This is a genomic window from Microcoleus sp. MON2_D5 (assembly GCF_036701905.1).
GTDB lineage: Bacteria > Cyanobacteriota > Cyanobacteriia > Cyanobacteriales > Microcoleaceae > Microcoleus.
In genome coordinates this window covers 44,293-61,068 of sequence record NZ_JAUBRM010000045.1, presented here as the reverse complement: position 1 = coordinate 61,068, position 16,776 = coordinate 44,293, and the positions used below count along the sequence as shown (strand labels likewise).

The 16,776-nt window shown below is 46.5% G+C and carries 16 protein-coding genes and 1 pseudogene; 7 read left to right on the top strand and 10 right to left on the bottom strand.

Features of this window, described 5'->3' with window-relative positions; translation table 11 throughout:
- Positions 1-129: 129 nt before the first annotated feature.
- From QUA47_RS17980 to QUA47_RS17970, 3 genes are all read right to left on the bottom strand, one after another.
- On the bottom strand, positions 130-474 hold the full coding sequence (locus QUA47_RS17980) for an S-layer homology domain-containing protein (protein WP_333431717.1): 345 nt from the start codon (positions 472-474) through the stop codon (positions 130-132).
- Between the two features lie 270 nt (positions 475-744).
- The gene (locus QUA47_RS17975; RefSeq protein ID WP_333431716.1) at positions 745-1,509 is read right to left on the bottom strand and encodes a DUF3747 domain-containing protein; all 765 of its coding nucleotides are present in this window, start codon (positions 1,507-1,509) and stop codon (positions 745-747) included.
- Positions 1,510-1,941: 432 nt separating this feature from the next.
- Entirely contained in the window at positions 1,942-2,934 is a 993-nt protein-coding gene (locus QUA47_RS17970) for a ribose-phosphate pyrophosphokinase (RefSeq protein WP_006635514.1), read from the bottom strand.
- 609 nt (positions 2,935-3,543) lie between these two features.
- Between QUA47_RS17970 and QUA47_RS17965 the strand changes: the two genes are divergently transcribed.
- The 4 genes from QUA47_RS17965 (at position 3,544) to QUA47_RS17950 (ending at position 8,333) form a co-directional block, all read left to right on the top strand.
- Positions 3,544-4,002 carry a GatB/YqeY domain-containing protein gene (locus tag QUA47_RS17965; protein WP_333282125.1) on the top strand — a complete coding sequence of 153 codons (459 nt, stop codon included), beginning with the start codon at positions 3,544-3,546 and terminating at the stop codon, positions 4,000-4,002.
- A 375-nt stretch (positions 4,003-4,377) separates the two neighbouring features.
- Entirely contained in the window at positions 4,378-6,096 is a 1,719-nt protein-coding gene (locus tag QUA47_RS17960) for a serine/threonine-protein kinase (protein ID WP_333431715.1), read from the top strand.
- 60 nt (positions 6,097-6,156) lie between these two features.
- Positions 6,157-6,864: a dethiobiotin synthase gene (bioD, locus tag QUA47_RS17955; protein WP_333282131.1), complete on the top strand. Its 708-nt coding sequence runs from the start codon at positions 6,157-6,159 to the stop codon at positions 6,862-6,864.
- Positions 6,865-7,118: 254 nt separating this feature from the next.
- Positions 7,119-8,333, top strand: a complete 1,215-nt coding sequence (locus tag QUA47_RS17950) for a M20 family metallopeptidase (protein WP_333431714.1) — start codon at positions 7,119-7,121, stop codon at positions 8,331-8,333.
- Positions 8,334-8,705: 372 nt separating this feature from the next.
- On the opposite strand, the gene QUA47_RS17945 is transcribed toward QUA47_RS17950, so the two are convergent.
- On the bottom strand, positions 8,706-9,686 hold the full coding sequence (locus QUA47_RS17945; RefSeq protein WP_333431713.1) for an aldo/keto reductase: 981 nt from the start codon (positions 9,684-9,686) through the stop codon (positions 8,706-8,708).
- A gap of 447 nt (positions 9,687-10,133) precedes the next feature.
- Positions 10,134-11,525 (bottom strand): glycoside hydrolase family 10 protein, encoded by a 1,392-nt coding sequence (locus QUA47_RS17940; RefSeq protein ID WP_333431712.1) that lies wholly within the window; start codon positions 11,523-11,525, stop codon positions 10,134-10,136.
- A gap of 229 nt (positions 11,526-11,754) precedes the next feature.
- On the opposite strand from QUA47_RS17940, the gene QUA47_RS17935 reads away from it, so the two are divergent.
- The 3 genes from QUA47_RS17935 to QUA47_RS17925 all read left to right on the top strand — a co-directional run bounded on the left by QUA47_RS17935 (position 11,755) and on the right by QUA47_RS17925 (position 14,756).
- Positions 11,755-13,020 (top strand): FAD-dependent oxidoreductase, encoded by a 1,266-nt coding sequence (locus tag QUA47_RS17935; RefSeq protein WP_333431711.1) that lies wholly within the window; start codon positions 11,755-11,757, stop codon positions 13,018-13,020.
- Between the two features lie 126 nt (positions 13,021-13,146).
- Entirely contained in the window at positions 13,147-13,809 is a 663-nt protein-coding gene (locus QUA47_RS17930; protein ID WP_333431710.1) for a DUF2834 domain-containing protein, read from the top strand.
- A gap of 197 nt (positions 13,810-14,006) precedes the next feature.
- Positions 14,007-14,756 (top strand): gamma-glutamyl-gamma-aminobutyrate hydrolase family protein, encoded by a 750-nt coding sequence (locus QUA47_RS17925; RefSeq protein WP_333431709.1) that lies wholly within the window; start codon positions 14,007-14,009, stop codon positions 14,754-14,756.
- Positions 14,757-14,763: 7 nt separating this feature from the next.
- Here QUA47_RS17925 and QUA47_RS17920 read toward each other — a convergent pair whose 3' ends face one another.
- The 5 genes and pseudogenes from QUA47_RS17920 to QUA47_RS17900 all read right to left on the bottom strand — a co-directional run bounded on the left by QUA47_RS17920 (position 14,764) and on the right by QUA47_RS17900 (position 16,638).
- A complete protein-coding gene (locus QUA47_RS17920; protein WP_006635525.1) occupies positions 14,764-14,952 on the bottom strand; it encodes a CPXCG motif-containing cysteine-rich protein in 189 nt (62 codons plus the stop codon).
- Entirely contained in the window at positions 14,936-15,397 is a 462-nt protein-coding gene (locus QUA47_RS17915; RefSeq protein WP_333431708.1) for an SRPBCC family protein, read from the bottom strand. Before QUA47_RS17915 ends, QUA47_RS17920 begins: the two co-directional genes overlap by 17 nt.
- 12 nt (positions 15,398-15,409) lie before the next feature.
- Positions 15,410-15,760 carry a transcriptional regulator gene (locus QUA47_RS17910; protein ID WP_333431707.1) on the bottom strand — a complete coding sequence of 117 codons (351 nt, stop codon included), beginning with the start codon at positions 15,758-15,760 and terminating at the stop codon, positions 15,410-15,412.
- 4 nt (positions 15,761-15,764) lie between these two features.
- Positions 15,765-15,956 (bottom strand): annotated as a pseudogene (locus tag QUA47_RS17905) (type II toxin-antitoxin system RelE/ParE family toxin); the annotation flags it as partial.
- 31 nt (positions 15,957-15,987) lie between these two features.
- Positions 15,988-16,638, bottom strand: a complete 651-nt coding sequence (locus tag QUA47_RS17900; protein ID WP_333431706.1) for a hypothetical protein — start codon at positions 16,636-16,638, stop codon at positions 15,988-15,990.
- Between the last annotated feature and the right edge of the window lie 138 nt (positions 16,639-16,776).

Below are 16,776 nucleotides of genomic sequence, written 5' to 3'. Positions count from 1 at the left end.
AGGAAGCTCTCTCTAAATTCACCATAATTTCTACTCAGCTAACGCTGAGTAAATTTGTGCTTAGTCTAAACTCCAATGCAATATACTCAGATTCCCAACTTCTGGAAGAAGTCGGGGATCTAATTCGCCCTACTCAGCCTTAACGCATTTCAGCATCCGCCAAGTAGCCGCCGCCGCGTAATTCCGCTTTGCAGAATCATCGAAAGCAAACCGATCGCCAATTTCGTTAAGAGCAGAAGCAACAGAACAATAAGAAGACATTTGAGCAAAAATAGCAGCAGCCCAATACTTCTGAGTGCCTGAAAAAGTTTTAGACGGTTCTTGAGCAACTAAATCCCGGTTCATTCCCCGGGCAGAGAAACCAAATTCCGCCGCTCGACGGAGCACCGCCATCAATTCAGCGCGAGTGACGGACTGCGTAGGTTTAAAAGTTCCATCTTGATAACCGCTAACTATCTTGTTTTCCCGCGCCAATAGAACTTTTCAGGCACTCCAGCGGACAATATCAACATCGCTATAGGGACGGATAGAAACATTGCTAGGAAATGTGATATAGCATCTTGTATTCCTTTCCAGGATTCCAATACTAAAGATACCAATTGCTCTCTGGTAAAAGCAAGTTGCGGTCGAAAGGTATTATGTTGAGAAAACCGGGCTACAAACCCAAAGCCCACAGCTTCTTTAATTTCGGAAGCGTAGATATCATTGGTAGCTATCTCCGAATTGTAGAAAAGCCAGTATTGCCTACGGTATTGGTATTTCCTGCGGTATTGGCTGCGGTATTGGTATTTCCTGCGGTAATGGCTGCGGTGATGGCTGCGGTATTGGCTGCTGCGGTATTGGTATTGGTATTGGCTGCGGTATTGGTATTGGTATTGGCTGCGGTATTGGCTGCGGTATTGGCTGCGGTATTGGCTGCGGTATTGCTTCGGTATTGCCTCCGGTATTGCCAATTTCTCCCGGTGCGGATTGATTGGTAGTGAAATAAAAGTGGCCTAATGTGCGGCCTTGGTAAGCTCTTTTACTCAAGCGCCAAGCAGGATCGAGACTGATTTTCATGAAGTCGTTAACATCGCCGTTTGTGCGACCGATAACCACCGATTTACCTTGGTAATCTACCGGAGTTCCAATTAGTAGAACATTGCCATCAACAGTTTCCAAAGTTAGGGTGTATTTTAATGCTAAATCGGTGCCTGCCATGCGAATTGAAAAGCCGTTGCTGTCAGTTGCGCGGCCACAAATACCGGTGAAATCAAAACTAACTAATAATGGATCGACTTTCACGGGATTAGAGCCACTTTCGCTCCAGCATTTTCGCGCGTCAGAGACTTGTTCTAGAATTAGCAATTGGTAGCCGCCGGAAGGGCGAGGTTGGGCGATGACAATTACTCGGTCTTGGTTAATTTCGGTTTCGTCAAAAGTAAATGCTTTAGCCGAACCGATCGCCCCGAGTGTTAAAATTGCTGAACCTGCCAGTGCGGCCACTGTTCGTACAAGTGAATGTTTCATGATTTTCCCCTATTGGCTCCTGATTGTGACGAGACTTATCTAGAATATAAAAAATTCGCCCTCTTCCAACAACAAGATAGAATTTTACCATCTCTTGTTCCGGTGGTACCAAGTGCGATCGATCGCCGATCGTCACCTTGGTTCGTAGTGAGAACTAAAGTCCGAGCGAATTTTTATGACGACTTTAGTCCTCACTACAAAGTTATAACGGTTATTTTACCGAGGAACTTGATAATCTGTCGGGCATCTAAATTGTATTGTCCGGGCGGGCGGGACGCCCACTCCACAAGAATTTGATGGGACTTGACAGTAAAATTTAGATGCGCCTGGGCTTATTACTTGCGGGAAACGATCGCACTATTCACAAAAAAACGGTGCGTTACACTTGGTTAACGCACCCTAAAACAAACATTCAAAAAGCGCCTTTCCTGTCTAGCGGAACATACTGCTAACAGAACTATCTTCGTGAATCCGCCAAATAGTTTCTCCGAGCAAATTGGCTACCGAAAGCACCGTCAACTGCTTAAAACGGTTCTCTTCCGGCACAGGAATTGTATTCGTAACAATTACCTCTTCCAAAACCCCGCTAGACAAACGCTCGATCGCCGGAGGCGAAAACACCGCATGAGTAGCACAAGCATAAACCTGCCTCGCACCCTCGCGGCGCAACAATCTCGCACCTTCAGAAATCGTGCCGGCAGTATCGATCATGTCGTCCACCAACACAGCAGTTTTGCCCCTGACATCACCGATAAGATTCATCACTTCTGCCACGTTGTGAGCTTGGCGGCGCTTGTCAATAATTGCCAGGGGAGCATCGCCAAGCTTTTTGGCAAAAGCTCTCGCCCTAGCGACTCCGCCAACATCCGGCGAAACCACAACAATATCCGTCAATTGCTTGCTCGCCAGATAATCCAAAAGCACCGGCGAACCGTAAACGTGATCGAAAGGAATGTCAAAATAACCTTGAATCTGAGCCGAGTGCAAATCCATCGCCAAAATGCGACCGGCCCCAGCTTCCGTAATCAAATTAGCCACTAATTTTGCAGTAATCGACTCTCTTCCGGCCGTTTTGCGGTCAGCCCTAGCATATCCGTAATAGGGGATGACGGCAGTAATTTGTCTGGCCGAAGCGCGGCGACAAGCATCGATCATAATTAACAATTCCATGAGGCGATCGTTTACCGGACAGCAAGTTGGCTGAATCAAGTAAACATCGCAACCCCGAATTGATTCTTGAATTTGAACGTAGAGTTCCCCATCAGCAAACCGCTTGCGAACCATCGGCCCCAAATCGATCCCCAGATAGCGAGCCACCTCTTGGGCGAGAGGAACATTAGCAGAACCGGAGAACAGCCGCAGACGGTCATGAGCGGAAACCGGCGGCTCGGGAAGCGGAAGCGGTAAAGTAGCAGAACGGATCACAGCAGGCCTCTTGCAGGACGTTTATTCCATCGCTATCTTACCATCTGAAACTAGAAATATTCAGCCAATTTTTTAAGAGATTGAACATTCGGGGCGGCCACAAGTGTGAAGTTAGGCGAATTGAATAGGACTTGCAGAAATATGTCCAACAAATCCGGTTTCTACCCCACATTCGGCTCCCTTAACGGTCACAATCGGTTTTTACTTATTTTTATCCAGCAATAAAACTATGAATTATACTTGAGTACCGTACATTAACGGATTAAAAACTTTTTAAAGGCATAATTTATTACTGTAAAGATAGAGTTTTCTGCGTAATTATGCTGTGTGACACCCCCAGGGCGTGGAATGTGGGTTCTAGCGAACTCTGTACTGGCAGAAGTACGATCGCACTTGTGTCCCTGCGTCTAAAAGTTCTGGCGTGAGTCAATTTGGGGCGGAGGCTGGAAGTCTAGCCGCCCAAAATTCAGTCGAAGGCCGAAGGCATCCGGGTTCAATGCGATAAAAATGCCACCAACAGGCAATAAACTTGAAAAATACTGTAAAAAAAGTTAAGAATCGGAAGCATACTCCAGATTTTTGATATCGGGCAAAGCAAGGTAGAAATCGATGAGCTTAAGAGAACGCATTGACGAAGAAATCAAAGCAGCGATGAAGTCCAAGGACAAAGTTCGCTTGGAAACAGTTCGCGGCATCAAGAAATTTATTCTCGAAAAAGAAGTCAGCCTTCGTCCCTCCGGCCAAGAGACGCTGACAGAAGCTCAAGAAATGGAAATTTTGATGCAAATAGCCAAACAGCGCCGGGATTCGATCGAACAATACCGCAAAGGTGGCCGCGAAGATTTAGTGGCACAAGAGGAGGCGGAGTTGGCAATTGTTGAAGAGTATTTGCCGCCGCAGATGTCAGACGAAGAGGTGAGTCAAGTCGTTGACGAAGTGATTGCTTCGGTGGGCGCTACTTCTGCAAAAGATATGGGCAAGGTGATGGGCAAGGCAATGCAGCAGCTTAAAGGCAAAGCAGACGGTAACAGAATTCAAGACATGGTGAAAGCAAAGCTTAGTCAGTAGTCAGTAGTCAGCAGACATCTCCCATAAATAATCTCCAGCTTTATAGAGATGTATGGCCTAGACCGAGGGGCGACAACTTATTAGGGCTAAAGCCAAAAAACCCGGTTTCTACGAAAAATCGTGCATTTCTCCCTTGAGATATTGACGCAGAAACCGGGTTTTCGATCGGATTTGCGGGTTGCAACCTGTGTATTTTCGTGGAAAAACCCGGTTTCTGACCATCCTGGCGTCCAAGAATGTCAAAAAAATGTAAAATACTAACTTTGGTCGGGACTGGGGACTACAGATAGTGAAGTATGCTCAAGAGCATTAAAGACATAGCATTACTAAGTCTGTGAGCGATCGTCTATTTTTTAACAGTTTCTACTTAAACTTATGCAGCCACCTATTGCTATTGGAACTCTCCTACAAAACCGCTACCGCTTGGTGAATATTTTAGGTCAAGGGGGATTTGGCCGGACTTATTTAGTAGAAGATTTGGGACGGTTTCAAGAACGCTGCGCCCTGAAGGAATTGATCCCAGTGCAAAGCGGGCCTTACGTTTTGGAAAAATCGAAGGAATTGTTTCAAAGAGAGGCGGCAATACTTTACCAAATAGCGCACCCGCAAATTCCCCAGTTTCGGGCAATATTTGAAGAGAACCAGCGTTTGTTTTTAGTGCAGGATTACGTGGAAGGGATGACTTACCGCGAACTGCTGCTCGATCGAACTTCAAATGGTCGCAGCTTCACGGAAGCCGAAGTCTTGGTATTTATCCGGCAAATGCTGCCGGTACTGGCTCACATCCACGCCCGCGGCATCATCCACCGCGACATCTCCCCAGAAAATATCATCCTCCGTGAAAACGACCAAATGCCGGTGCTGATTGACTTTGGAGTGGTGAAGGAACTCGCCACCAAAGTCCAGTCTCCCGAAGGAACAGCCCACGCGACAACTGTCGGTAAAATCGGCTACGCGCCGATGGAACAGTTGCACAGCGGGCGAGTAACTGCCAGCAGCGACCTCTACGCTTTAGCCGTAACGGCGATCGTCCTGCTGACAGGCAAAGAACCGCAGGAATTGCTCGATCAAAAAACGCTGCAGTGGAATTGGCAGCAGCAAGTGCAGGTGAGCACAGGTTTGGCTTTGGTGCTGAATCGGATGTTGAATCGGTCTCCGGGCGATCGATATCAATCTGTCAGCGAAGTCGCCCAAGCACTCGACGCCCAAACTAATCCTAAGCCTAGCCAGCCAACTGTACCGCCCGCGCCGCCAGCAGTGGTGCCGACAAACCCTTCGCTAATAGCAACGGTGGCCGTGGGCAGACCGCCGGAGCCAGCCGCCCCGACTTCCCCCCCGCCAAACCAGCCAGCCGCCCGGAGTTCCCGCCCGCAAAACCAGCCAGACCCGTTAAGTGAGCCAGCAGGCGACACTTTTTGGGACAATCCCATCGCTGCGATCGGACTGCTGGCGGGCTTAGTAATCTTGACTGGCTTCGGTTCCTGGGCTTTAGTCGGCTCATTTCTCAACAATTCGCGCCCCAAACCCACTCCGACACCGCCAGCACTCACAAATCCGACGCCGACACTAACTCCGATACCAAACCCGCTACCTTTGCCAACCCCAACCCCGCAACCTTTGCCAACCCCAACCCCGCAACCTTTGCCGGAACCCAGCCCAGAACCTTTGCCGGAACCCAGCCCAGAACCTTTGCCAGAACCGAGCCCAGAACCTTTGCCAGAACCTTTGCCAGAACCCAGTCCAGAACCTTTGCCGGAACCCAGCCCAGAACCCAGCCCAGCGCCAACTCCGACACCAAAACCGACGCCCGCGCCGGCTCCAGCGCCCAAACCGACGCCCAAACCGACGCCCGCACCAACTCCCGCACCCAAACCGACGCCCGCGCCGTCGCCAACACCCGCGCCAACACCAGCACCAACACCCGCACCAACACCGGAATCGGCCCCAACACCCGCACCATCGCCGGAACCGGCCCCAACACCCGCACCGTCACCGGAACCGGCCCCAACTCCTGCACCGTCGCCGGAACCGGAACCGGAACCCGCGCCGGAACCGGAACCAGCACCAACTCCCGCACCATCGCCAGAACTCTAAACTTCTGGCAAAATTCCCCTAGACTGATGTTGAGGCCAATTACTTGTTAGCTATTTGCCAATGAACTCGCTGCTAATTGCTGGAACTGATACCGACGCGGGCAAAACTGTTTTGACCAGCGCTCTGGCTGCTTATTGGCAAATGTATTTTCCCGATCGCAGTTTGGGAATTATGAAGCTGTTGCAAACGGGAACGGGCGATCGCGAACTCTACACCCGTTTGTTTTCCCTCGACCAATCCCCCGAAGAACTCAATCCAGTGCACTTTGATGCCCCTCTAGCACCGCCGATTGCCGCCGAACGGGAGGGGAGACGTATCGAACTCGAAAAGGTCTGGACGGCTTGGCAAAGCCTCTCGCAGCGCAAGGATTTTGTGTTGGTGGAATCTTTGGGAGGGCTGGGATCGCCTGTAACGCGGGAACTGACGGTGGCCGATATTGCCAGGGATTGGCGGCTGAGAGGGGTTTTGGTAGTACCTGTGAGGTTGGGGGCGATCGGGCAAGCTGTGGCGAATGTGGCTCTCGCCAGACACACTGGTTTTAAGCTGAGAGGAATTGTGCTCAATTGCGTTAAAGCTTATTCGGAACAAGAAATTGCCGATCTAGCACCCGTTGATTTGATCCAGTCGCTGACTCAAATACCTGTGTTGGGTATTTTGCCGCATTTAGATGACCCGACTGACCTTGCTAAATTAGCTAAAATTGCTTCAGATTTAGATTTAGAGCGGTTACTGCCAGGGGTTAATTTAGTTGCTCAGACTTCTAAATAACCTTATTCTAAACACCTCTGTTTCTCATTCTTCTCTTCCTCTGCGTACTCTGCGCCCTCTGCGGTTCATAAAAAAATCTCCGGCCCAACTGGGATAGGATTGAAGAAGATTTTATTTTAACCACAAAGACCGCAGAGACCGCAGAGAAAGAGCACAGAGAGTTTCACAACTTATTCGGGGTTGCTATAATTAGTGATTACCATTTATTAAGTGATTAAATCTAAAACCTAATCCCAAAAAAAGGAGAATAAAACATGGTTTCTACTTTACCGAATTTAACTTCTGTCGATTTATCTCAATTGCGGCTGGAGATTAGAAATTTGCAGCCTCAGCTAGTCGAATGGCGTCGCCTTTTGCACCAAAAGCCGGAGTTGAGTTTTGATGAAAATTTAACGGCGCAGTTTGTCTCGCAAAAGTTGCAGGAATGGGGCATAGATCATGAAACTAATATTGCTAAAACTGGTATTGTCGCAACTATAGACAGCGGCAAACCGGGGCGGGTTTTGGCAATTCGCGCGGATATGGATGCTTTGCCTATTCAAGAAGAAAATGAGGTGGATTATCGATCGCAGCATGATGGAATTATGCACGCTTGCGGCCACGACGGCCACACTGCGATCGCCCTCGGTACTGTTTGTTATCTCGCAAAGCACAAACACAGCTTTTCGGGTAAAGTAAAATTTATCTTTCAGCCCGCCGAAGAAGGGCCAGGAGGGGCAAAACCGATGATTGAAGCGGGAGTTTTGAAGAATCCTGATGTTGATGCGATCGTCGGCTTGCATTTGTGGAACAATCTACCTTTGGGTACTGTAGGCGTCCGCAGCGGCGCGTTGATGGCGGCTGTCGAAGTTTTTGACTGCACGATTTTTGGCAAAGGTGGACACGGCGCAATGCCACATCAGACTGTGGACTCGATCGTAGTTACAGCCCAAATTGTCAGCGCTTTACAGGCAATCGTCGCGCGGAACATTGACCCGATCGACTCAGCGGTAGTAACTGTCGGCAACTTCCACGCAGGCCACACCCACAACGTCATTGCCGATACCGCTCAAATCGGTGGCACGGTGCGCTATTTCAACCCAGCATATCAAGGTTATTTTGCACAGCGAATCGAGCAACTAATTGCCGGAATTTGTCAGAGTCACGGGGCAAATTACCAATTAGATTATTGTTCGCTGTACCCGCCAGTTATTAATGATTCGAGAATAGCTGAATTGGTGCGCGGCGTGGCAGAATCTGTTGTCGAAACTCCTGCAGGAATCGTTCCCGAATGCCAAACAATGGGCGGCGAGGATATGTCGTTCTTTTTGCAAGAAGTGCCAGGTTGCTATTTCTTTTTGGGTTCAGCAAATCCAGAGAAAAACTTGGCTTACCCGCACCATCACCCGCGTTTTGATTTTGATGAAACTGCGCTGGGGATGGGTGTAGAAATGTTTGTGCGGTGTGTCGAAAATTTTTGTGCGGTGTAAATCAGGCTTTCAGGGGCGGGCTAGAAGCCTACCCCACAAGAAAATTTAGTTTTTCTAGAACAAGCAAATTCATGTCTTGTGGAACAGGCATCTTGCCTGTTCCTGAGAATGGTACAACATCTCACATCTTGCACCATTCTCAATAAGCCTTTTATGGGCGGGCTAGAAGCCCACCCCACAAGAAAATTTAGTTTTTGTGGAACAAGCAAATTCATGTCTTGTGGAACAGGCATCTTGCCTGTTCCTGAGAAGGGTACGGGCAGGCTAGAAGCCTACCCCACAAGAAAATTTAGTTTTTGTGGAACAAGCAAATTCATGTCTTGTGGAACAGGCATCTTGCCTGTTCATGAGAATGGTACAACATCTGAGATATTACCGAGTTTGAAAGATATTCTGCACCATTTTCTTATCTACATTTGCCGCTGCCTTATCCAATTCGGCAATCTCCCCGGAGTCTAACTCCCAGCCCAAAGCACCAATATTATCCCTCGCCTGTTCCACAGATTTAGCCCCCGGAATCGGAATAGTTTCTTTGCAGATGCACCAGTTAATTGCTACCTGCGAAACAGTCTTGTTTCTGAATGTCGCTATTTCTCGCAAACACTCCAAAAGCGATCGCATTCCCGGAAGTAGCTGCTTGCACGCCAAACCTCGGATACCTTTAGGAAGAGAGCCATTTTCCGAGTATTTACCCGTCAGCAAACCCAAGGCTAGAGGACTGTAAGCAATCAATTTTATCCCCAATTCATCGCAAACATCTTTCAATCCGAGTTCTGTCACCGGATAGGTAGAAAGTAGCGAATATTGCACTTGTAAAGTAACAATAGGAATTTGGCGATCGCTAAATTTCCGATGCACCCATTTCAGCCGTTTCGGCCCGTAATTAGACAAGCCCACTCCTTTGACCAATCCTTGCTCGTAAAGGTCAGCCAAACCGTCTAAAAGAGCCCCCTCTTGCCAAGGAGCGTAATTGGCTGTAGACCAGTGCATTTGCACCAAATCTACATTTTTTCCGAGGCGCCCAGCAGAGGCTTTGCAAGCCGATATCATTGATTGTCGCGTCAGCCTCCAAGGATAAGCAGCCAGTTTTGTCGCCATACAAATACTGTCTTTATTTGCACCTTGATATTGTTGAGAAAACTGCCCCAAAAGCTGTTCGCTGCGTCCGTTTAATTTCCCTGTTCCGTAAGAGTCGCCGGTATCGAATAAAGTGACGCCGTTACTAACACAAAGATTGAAAACGGCTTGCAATTCCTCGTCCATACTTTCATTGTAGCCCCAGAGCAATCTGTTGCCCCAGGCCCAAGTGCCACAGCCCATTTTTGGCAGTAAAATTTTTTGGTTAGTTGGCATTTTTTTGATGGTAGTTGTTGGTAATAGGGATATTTTATAGGGACATAACTCGGTATCCCCTACTCCCAGTAGAGCTGTTTCATTCTGCCACGGGCCGCCAGGGACTCAAGTCCCTGTCTAATAGCATAAGTCGGTTAAAACCGACTCAAATAGTAATCTCAATTTTGAAAATTAGAGTTACACATATAAGCTAATCCGCATTTAAATCGCATGATCCAATAATTTTTCACTCTTGTGGGATGGACAGGAAAGCCCGCCCTCAACATACAATTTAAATGTACAACAGCTTATGCTGCACTAACTCTATACAAAAACAGCTTTGATAGAATTGCTACAGTCGTCTTTAGACGACTTCAGCTATGAGACAGGGGTTTAAACCCCTGTTGGACTGTCGGACTAATGGCACACCCTACAAAATTACCAATGACTGATGACTCTTTAATTCTTTTACGTGGTTGGCGAGGGCGAAGGTGCCGTGTTTTTAATAGGTTGCTCTGGCTTAGCTTTCGGGTCTGGTTTGGGTGGCGCCGGCGGAGGGAAAGTCGCCGCGCGTCTGGGTATTTGTAGCGCTGTTCGGAATGCAGAAGACGGGAAGAAAGCACTAAATTGAGAAAGTCGATGGGCGAGGGGTTCTGGTGCATATTCCCACAAGCTTTCGTAGTAGAAGAAAGCGACGCCTAAGCCGTATCCTTGGACTGCTTGCACCTGAGATTTAATTTGCTGAATCGGTACTGGGTTATTTCTCAAACCTGTCATAATCCCAACTCCGGTGGGAATTTTTTGCTGTGCTTCTTGCATTTCTGGACGGTTAATCTTGTCCACAAAAGATTCTAGATTGGGACGGTAGACTTGCACGATTAGCTCGTCGGCAATATCCAAACGCACCCAAGCCAGCCAATCTTGCAGGTGATGTTTGTAAGCAAAATCGTAGTAATTGGGAGAAATTGAGAAAATTGCATTGGGTTTGACTGCTTTGACGGCTTGATTGAGCTGCGACATAAAAGCGGTAATTTTATTGGCTCGCCACTGCACCCATGCTGGATTTTGAAAATCTTTGGGGGGAGCTTTTTTTGTTTCTTTGGTATACAAAGCAATTGTGTAGTCATCGTAGCCAAATTCCGCCGGCAAACTCATGTGATCGTCAAATTGTATTCCGTCTGCGTTATATTGAGTGGTGATTTCTAGTACGAGTTCGGTAATGAATTGCTGCACTTCTGGATGAAAGGGATTGAGCCAAACTACTTCGCCACCTGCGTCGTTTGATGTTTGGCTGCCGTCCTGTTTTTGTGTCAGCCACTCGGGATGAAGTGTGGCTAATTCTGATGTAGGAGGAGCCATGAAACCAAACTCAAACCAAGGAATCACTAACAGCCCTTGGCGGTGAGCTTTATCGATTAAATCGGCGAGCATATCTTGTCCGTCTAACCCTCTGTAAACAAAGGGTTGAATGTCTCTTTGCTGCGCTACATAGCTGGGATACATTGCATAGCCAGAATTCCAGGCTACAGGATAAATAGTGTTGAAATTTAACCGCTTTAATTGGCTGACAGCATCTCCTAGTTTGCGACGATCTCTGAGGATGTCTTTGTCGTTTGTCGTCATCCAAACGCCGCGAATTTCCTGGCGGGGTTGCTGGGCGATCGCCGGAATGAAGTTGTTTGCCAGCAATACTATAATGAATGAGAGGGCAAACAGAAGCGGGAAAAGAGTTTTAATCGATCGCTGCCAACTGCGCGGAATGATGCGTAATGTCATAGTTTTGAATGGTGAGTTAGCTATTGAAACACACCCCGGCATAATTTGGTGATAAAATTTGCTCGCTCTACAGTCTACAGCCATTTGCGCTGAATGTGGAATCAATTAAGCGAAATGGGTGGATTGATGTGCTCCGATCGCAACTGAGCTAAGTATAATCTCTGAGACAGAGGGTAAGTGACAGCATTCTGTCTAACTGCTGGGAAATCATTCCTTACGCAGTGCAAGCTCTCCTTACCGGATATTGCGGCCCAAGGAGTGCGAGTGCTGTACAATATTGGTGCTGGAACATTTCGATCGAACATCTGTAATTGTGAAAGATTTAGTCTTAATTGGTGGCGGTCACAGTCATGCTATTGTATTAAAAATGTTCGGCATCAAACCGCTGCCTGGAGTGCGTTTAACTCTGATTAGCGACGTGCTGCACGCGCCTTATTCGGGGATGCTGCCGGGGCACGTTGCCGGGTTTTACAATTATGATGAATGTCACATCGATTTGCGCTCGCTCGCTGAATTTGCAGGGTGTCAAATATTAATCGATCGGGCGATCGCCATCGACTTTAACAAAAACTTAGTTATTTGTCAAACTCGCCCTCCGGTTAATTTTGATTTGCTTTCTGTGGATATCGGCAGCACGCCTGCGACTTTATCTGTACCGGGTGCCGCAGAATATGCAATTGCAGCTAAACCCGTACCGGAGTTTTTAGCTAGCTGGAATCAGTTAATTTCCGAAAGGCAAAACTATCCCCAAAAACCGCTGCGGATAGCGATTGTAGGTGGCGGGGCAGGCGGCGTAGAATTAGCATTAAATATGCAATCTCGATTGGGGAAGGAAGAAGGGTTCGGCAACGGATTGTGTAACGGATTTAACGGATGGATATTAAGGTACAGCGAAAGACTTAAGAGAGAAAAGGGAAGGGGGAAGAAAGAAGAAGAATTAGAAATTCATTTGTTTCACAGCGGTGCTGAATTGATGCAGGGACACAATCATCGAGTGCGTCGCCGCCTTCAAGAAACTCTCATCAGTCGCGGCATTCAATTGCATTTAAAGGAAAAAGTCTGTGCTGTAAAAAAGATTGAGAGAGAAACCACTCTTCAATTCCCTACCGATTACCAAATTTCCTGTAAATCAGGTTTAGAATTAGAGTGCGATCGGATTTTTTGGGTGACACAAGCATCGGCAGCCCATTGGATCGGAGAATCCGGTTTAGCAGCCGATTCAAACGGCTTTATCCAAGTCAACGATGGCCTGCAATCAGTCTCTCACCCCAACGTATTTGCGGCTGGAGATATCGCTGCAATGGTTAATTATCCCCGTCCCAAAGCAGGCGTGTTTGCCGTGCGTCAGGGCAAACCGCTGTTTGAAAATTTGCAGCAGTTTTTATTGGAAAAACCGCTTAAACCCTTTGCACCGCAGAAACAATACTTAGGGTTAATTGGTACTGGGAATAAAAGGGCGATCGCCTCTCGCGGATCTTTCATGTGGGAATCGGCGCTGCTGTGGTACTGGAAAGATTGGATCGATCGCCAATTTATGCAAAAATTTAGCAATCTGCCCAAAACCCGCAATACCAAATAGCAATACCTTCCGCTCTAATCTTCTCTTCCTCTGTGCCCTCCGCGTCCTCTGTGGTTAACAAAAAAAGTATCTTTCAAAAATCATTGCTCATTGCTATAGTAATATCAGAAGTAAAGAAAACTAACTATGTTCAGAAAAATTGGATTTGGGCTGATTTGGATTGCATTTACCACCTACGCCTTTGTATTTGCACCACCCGACAGCCCAGAAAAAACCATCACACTAATTACAGATCTTTCCACAGGGAAAATAGCAGACATTAACCCTTTAATTGTAGCCTTGTTCTACATCATGGGAGTTTGGCCGCTCATCTACAGTTGCGTCTTATTTGCTGACGGCAGGGGGCAGAAAATACCTGCATGGTTGTTTGCCACTTTATCTTTTGGTGTCGGCGCCTTTGCCTTATTGCCTTATTTATGCCTGCGCGAAGCGAATCCTGAATTTCCCGGTCAGAAAAATATCTTTTTAAAGATATTAGACTCCCGTTTTACGGGAATTTTCTTAACATTAGGCGCTGCTGCGTTGGTTGTATTTGGCTTGACAAAAGGCGATTGGTCGGATTTTATTGGACAGTGGCAAACCAGCCGTTTTATCCACGTAACGAGTTTAGATTTTTGTCTGCTTTGCCTACTATTTCCGGCGTTGTTGGGAGACGACATGACGCGCCGAGAAATGCAGAAGTCTACAGCATTTTGGGCTTTAACATTAGTGCCGCTGTTCGGGCCACTGGCTTATCTGTGTACGCGCAAACCGCTGCCCGAAACTAATACTCAAACTGTTACCAATTAGACAGCAGTGGAGGAAATTATCAGTTTAATGTAGGAATCAATCACAATAAAGCAGACAAAAACAGGCAAGATGACTGTTCCACAATAAGTAAGTAAGTTTTATTATGGGTGGACTTCGAGTCCGCCCATAAAAAACTGATTACAAATAGTGCAAAATCTGAGTATTAATCTAAATCATTATCTCCCAATCTCTAGCAAATGAAAAAATTTCCGATTGTTGGCATCACAACATACAACCGCTGTCCAGCAGGCGAATATCGCTTAAATGGAACTTATATTGATGCAGTTCAAGCGGCTGGTGGCATTCCGATTTTACTGCCCCCCAATCAATTAGATCCCGCTAGTATTTTGGATGCAGTAGATGGTTTGATTTTTTCCGGGGGCGGAGATATCAACCCAGAACTTTATGGCGGTTATGTCGATCGCACAGTTTACTCGGTTAATGCAGAACGCGACAATTTTGAATTAAATTTAGCCAAGCTAGCTTTGAAGGCTGACATACCTGTGTTGGGGATTTGCCGGGGAATGCAAGTCCTGAACGTAGCCAGCGGCGGCAGTTTGGTGATTCACGTACCGGATGCTTACGGAGACGAGGTTAATCACGGATCGGGAATTCCGCCACGTGCGATCGAGCATACCATTGAAATTGAGCCAACCAGTCGGCTAGCAAAAATTATGGGAAAAACTTCAACAACAGTTGTTTCCTGGCATCATCAAGCTGTGCGGAAGGTAACCTCCGATTGGCGAATTGTAGCCGATGCACCTGACACTTTAGTAGAAGCAATGGAACACTGCTATCACCCTTGGATGATAGCAATTCAATGGCACCCGGAAATGTCGCCAAACTGTTCGTTCAACTCTCGAATTTTTAAGGCTTTCGTAGAAGCAGCCGCTTCAAAATTTATGAATTCTACCCAGTCTGCATCACAGGCAATTCATACATTTTGATAGTCACTTATTCTTGATAGTCAGTATCTATTTCAATATCCAGGGTATCTTCATCTATTCTGACATACAGAACATTCGGGCGACAGCAAACTTGACAATCTTCGATATAAGATTGTTCCATACCACCGCTGATATCAACAAAAGTTGTACTCGGTTCGCCGCAGAAAGCACAGTAATATTCAGCCGTTGTTTGCATCTTTCTCGCACTCTCTTTTTGTGACTTCGTGGCGGTAGCGAAACATATCTGTTAACCGCATTTCCACCCACCAACCTAACAACAAATCGACAATCGGGCCGCCCGGTATCGAAAATGCGATCGCATCTGTCAATCTAGTCTTGCCATTTTCTGAGGTAAACTCGTGTCGGTGAACCCAACGTGCCATCGGCCCCTCTGTTTGTTCATCAACAAACAAGCGATATTGTTCGCACTCAGTGTGAGTCGCCACCCATTTTACAGGAATCGGCCCCAATAACAGGCGAAATTCCGATACAGCACCCACATCCAGTCCCCCTTCGCGGCGAATGATTTTCACCGGTTGCCAAGGCGGAGTCAAAAGTTGCAGAATGTCCGGCCTTTCGTAAAAGTTCCAGACTGTTTCAACGGTGGCATTAATCAGCGACGAATATTTAAAATTGGGCATTGTATCGTTGGGCTAGACAGTTAAGTGCGATCGCGTTTCAGCATTTGCAGTATTATCCTCTGTATCAGTACAAACAGCAACCGTTAGTTTCAATCCCAAAGCATTCAGCCAAGTTCCCAGATTATAAATCGCATCACTTCCTTGCTGCGACAGCAATTTCTCCAGTTTTTTTAAGTGCAATTCATATTGTTCGGGAGTCATTTTTGGTTGACCGAGAGCTTCTGCTACATTGTTAAGTACCATTTTTAGCAGTTCTGCCTCGGGGTTTTCTTCTTCAAAAAAAGCCTCTAGATACATAGCAGAATCTATTGGCTTTTTGAGAGATTGTATTAGTGAGGGATGGTAAGGTAGGCTTTTAGGCATTGTCTTAACTCCTATAATCTGTCCAGTATTCTTTAGCTTGGCGGAGATCTCTGTCTTGAGTGCTTTTATCGCCTCCGCCGATGAGAATCACAATTGTCATTCCTATTTGTCCAAAATAGATTCGGAAACCAGAGCCATAGTCTATCCTTATTTTAAAGACTCCATTTCCAACTGATTGACAATCTCCCAAATTCCCCAAAATAATTTCGAGTTTGCCAAAGGTGAACTTAGGATGGGTCAGTAGGGCAGTTACTAGCTACTTTGGATTTTGTGGGGATGAGTTGAGGCAATTTAGTAAGAATACGTTCTATTTTTTGTTTGGGATTTTCTTCAAAAGATGTTAAACGAACTTTGAAAAACCGCCCTTGAAGTACAGTCAAGATAATTACCGATTCTGCCTGTCTTCCAGAAACTATAATTTTTATCGGTACAAACAAAAACTTGAATTCACCGAATTCCCGAGTGGAAGTGACTCCAATATCTGCTTTTTGGTATATTCCCCTTTGAAGAGCGTATCTAACTCCTTCTATAGCTGAATTAAGTGCTTCTTGTACAAAAGGAGAATCCAAAGAATTTCCAATATTTTTATAATTAAGATCGTACAGATATAAATCGAGAGTATTGTCTTTATTTTTCCATTTTGCTCCGTAGCCCTGTCCTTCATCTCTACTGAGAGCCTTATAGTCAACTATAGTAACAAATTCTAAGTCCTCGATTTTCCTAAACGATTGGGCAATATAGCAAAGTTCCAACTTATCTGGTTCTCTATTCTCTTGGGCGATGAATATTGTGTTTCCATAGGAAGCAGAGATCTTATGAAAAGTACCTGAAACTGGCAAAATAACTAGGAGTGTAAGGATTAATATTTTCCATTTCATAAGAGTAGACCCTCAAAAATTTTTAGATCCAATGAATTTGAGCTTTGAAATATAGAACCCATTTGAGATCTATTGCTGTTACCGTGAGCCTTATGCCAGAGTGATTTCGGCTATGACGGCTAATAACACGCATGAGGC

Bases quoted from the DNA above. Each gene is read 5' to 3' on its own strand.
- QUA47_RS17915 (WP_333431708.1), bottom strand. From the start codon at position 15,397: ATGCCCAATTTTAAATATTCGTCGCTGATTAATGCCACCGTTGAAACA.
- QUA47_RS17945 (WP_333431713.1), bottom strand. From the start codon at position 9,686: ATGCCAACTAACCAAAAAATTTTACTGCCAAAAATGGGCTGTGGCACT.
- QUA47_RS17965 (WP_333282125.1), top strand. From the start codon at position 3,544: ATGAGCTTAAGAGAACGCATTGACGAAGAAATCAAAGCAGCGATGAAG.
- QUA47_RS17925 (WP_333431709.1), top strand. From the start codon at position 14,007: ATGAAAAAATTTCCGATTGTTGGCATCACAACATACAACCGCTGTCCA.
- QUA47_RS17930 (WP_333431710.1), top strand. From the start codon at position 13,147: ATGTTCAGAAAAATTGGATTTGGGCTGATTTGGATTGCATTTACCACC.
- QUA47_RS17910 (WP_333431707.1), bottom strand. From the start codon at position 15,760: ATGCCTAAAAGCCTACCTTACCATCCCTCACTAATACAATCTCTCAAA.
- bioD (WP_333282131.1), top strand. From the start codon at position 6,157: ATGAACTCGCTGCTAATTGCTGGAACTGATACCGACGCGGGCAAAACT.
- QUA47_RS17940 (WP_333431712.1), bottom strand. From the start codon at position 11,525: ATGGCTGTAGACTGTAGAGCGAGCAAATTTTATCACCAAATTATGCCG.
- QUA47_RS17920 (WP_006635525.1), bottom strand. From the start codon at position 14,952: ATGCAAACAACGGCTGAATATTACTGTGCTTTCTGCGGCGAACCGAGT.
- QUA47_RS17900 (WP_333431706.1), bottom strand. From the start codon at position 16,638: ATGAAATGGAAAATATTAATCCTTACACTCCTAGTTATTTTGCCAGTT.
- QUA47_RS17950 (WP_333431714.1), top strand. From the start codon at position 7,119: ATGGTTTCTACTTTACCGAATTTAACTTCTGTCGATTTATCTCAATTG.
- QUA47_RS17975 (WP_333431716.1), bottom strand. From the start codon at position 1,509: ATGAAACATTCACTTGTACGAACAGTGGCCGCACTGGCAGGTTCAGCA.
- QUA47_RS17960 (WP_333431715.1), top strand. From the start codon at position 4,378: ATGCAGCCACCTATTGCTATTGGAACTCTCCTACAAAACCGCTACCGC.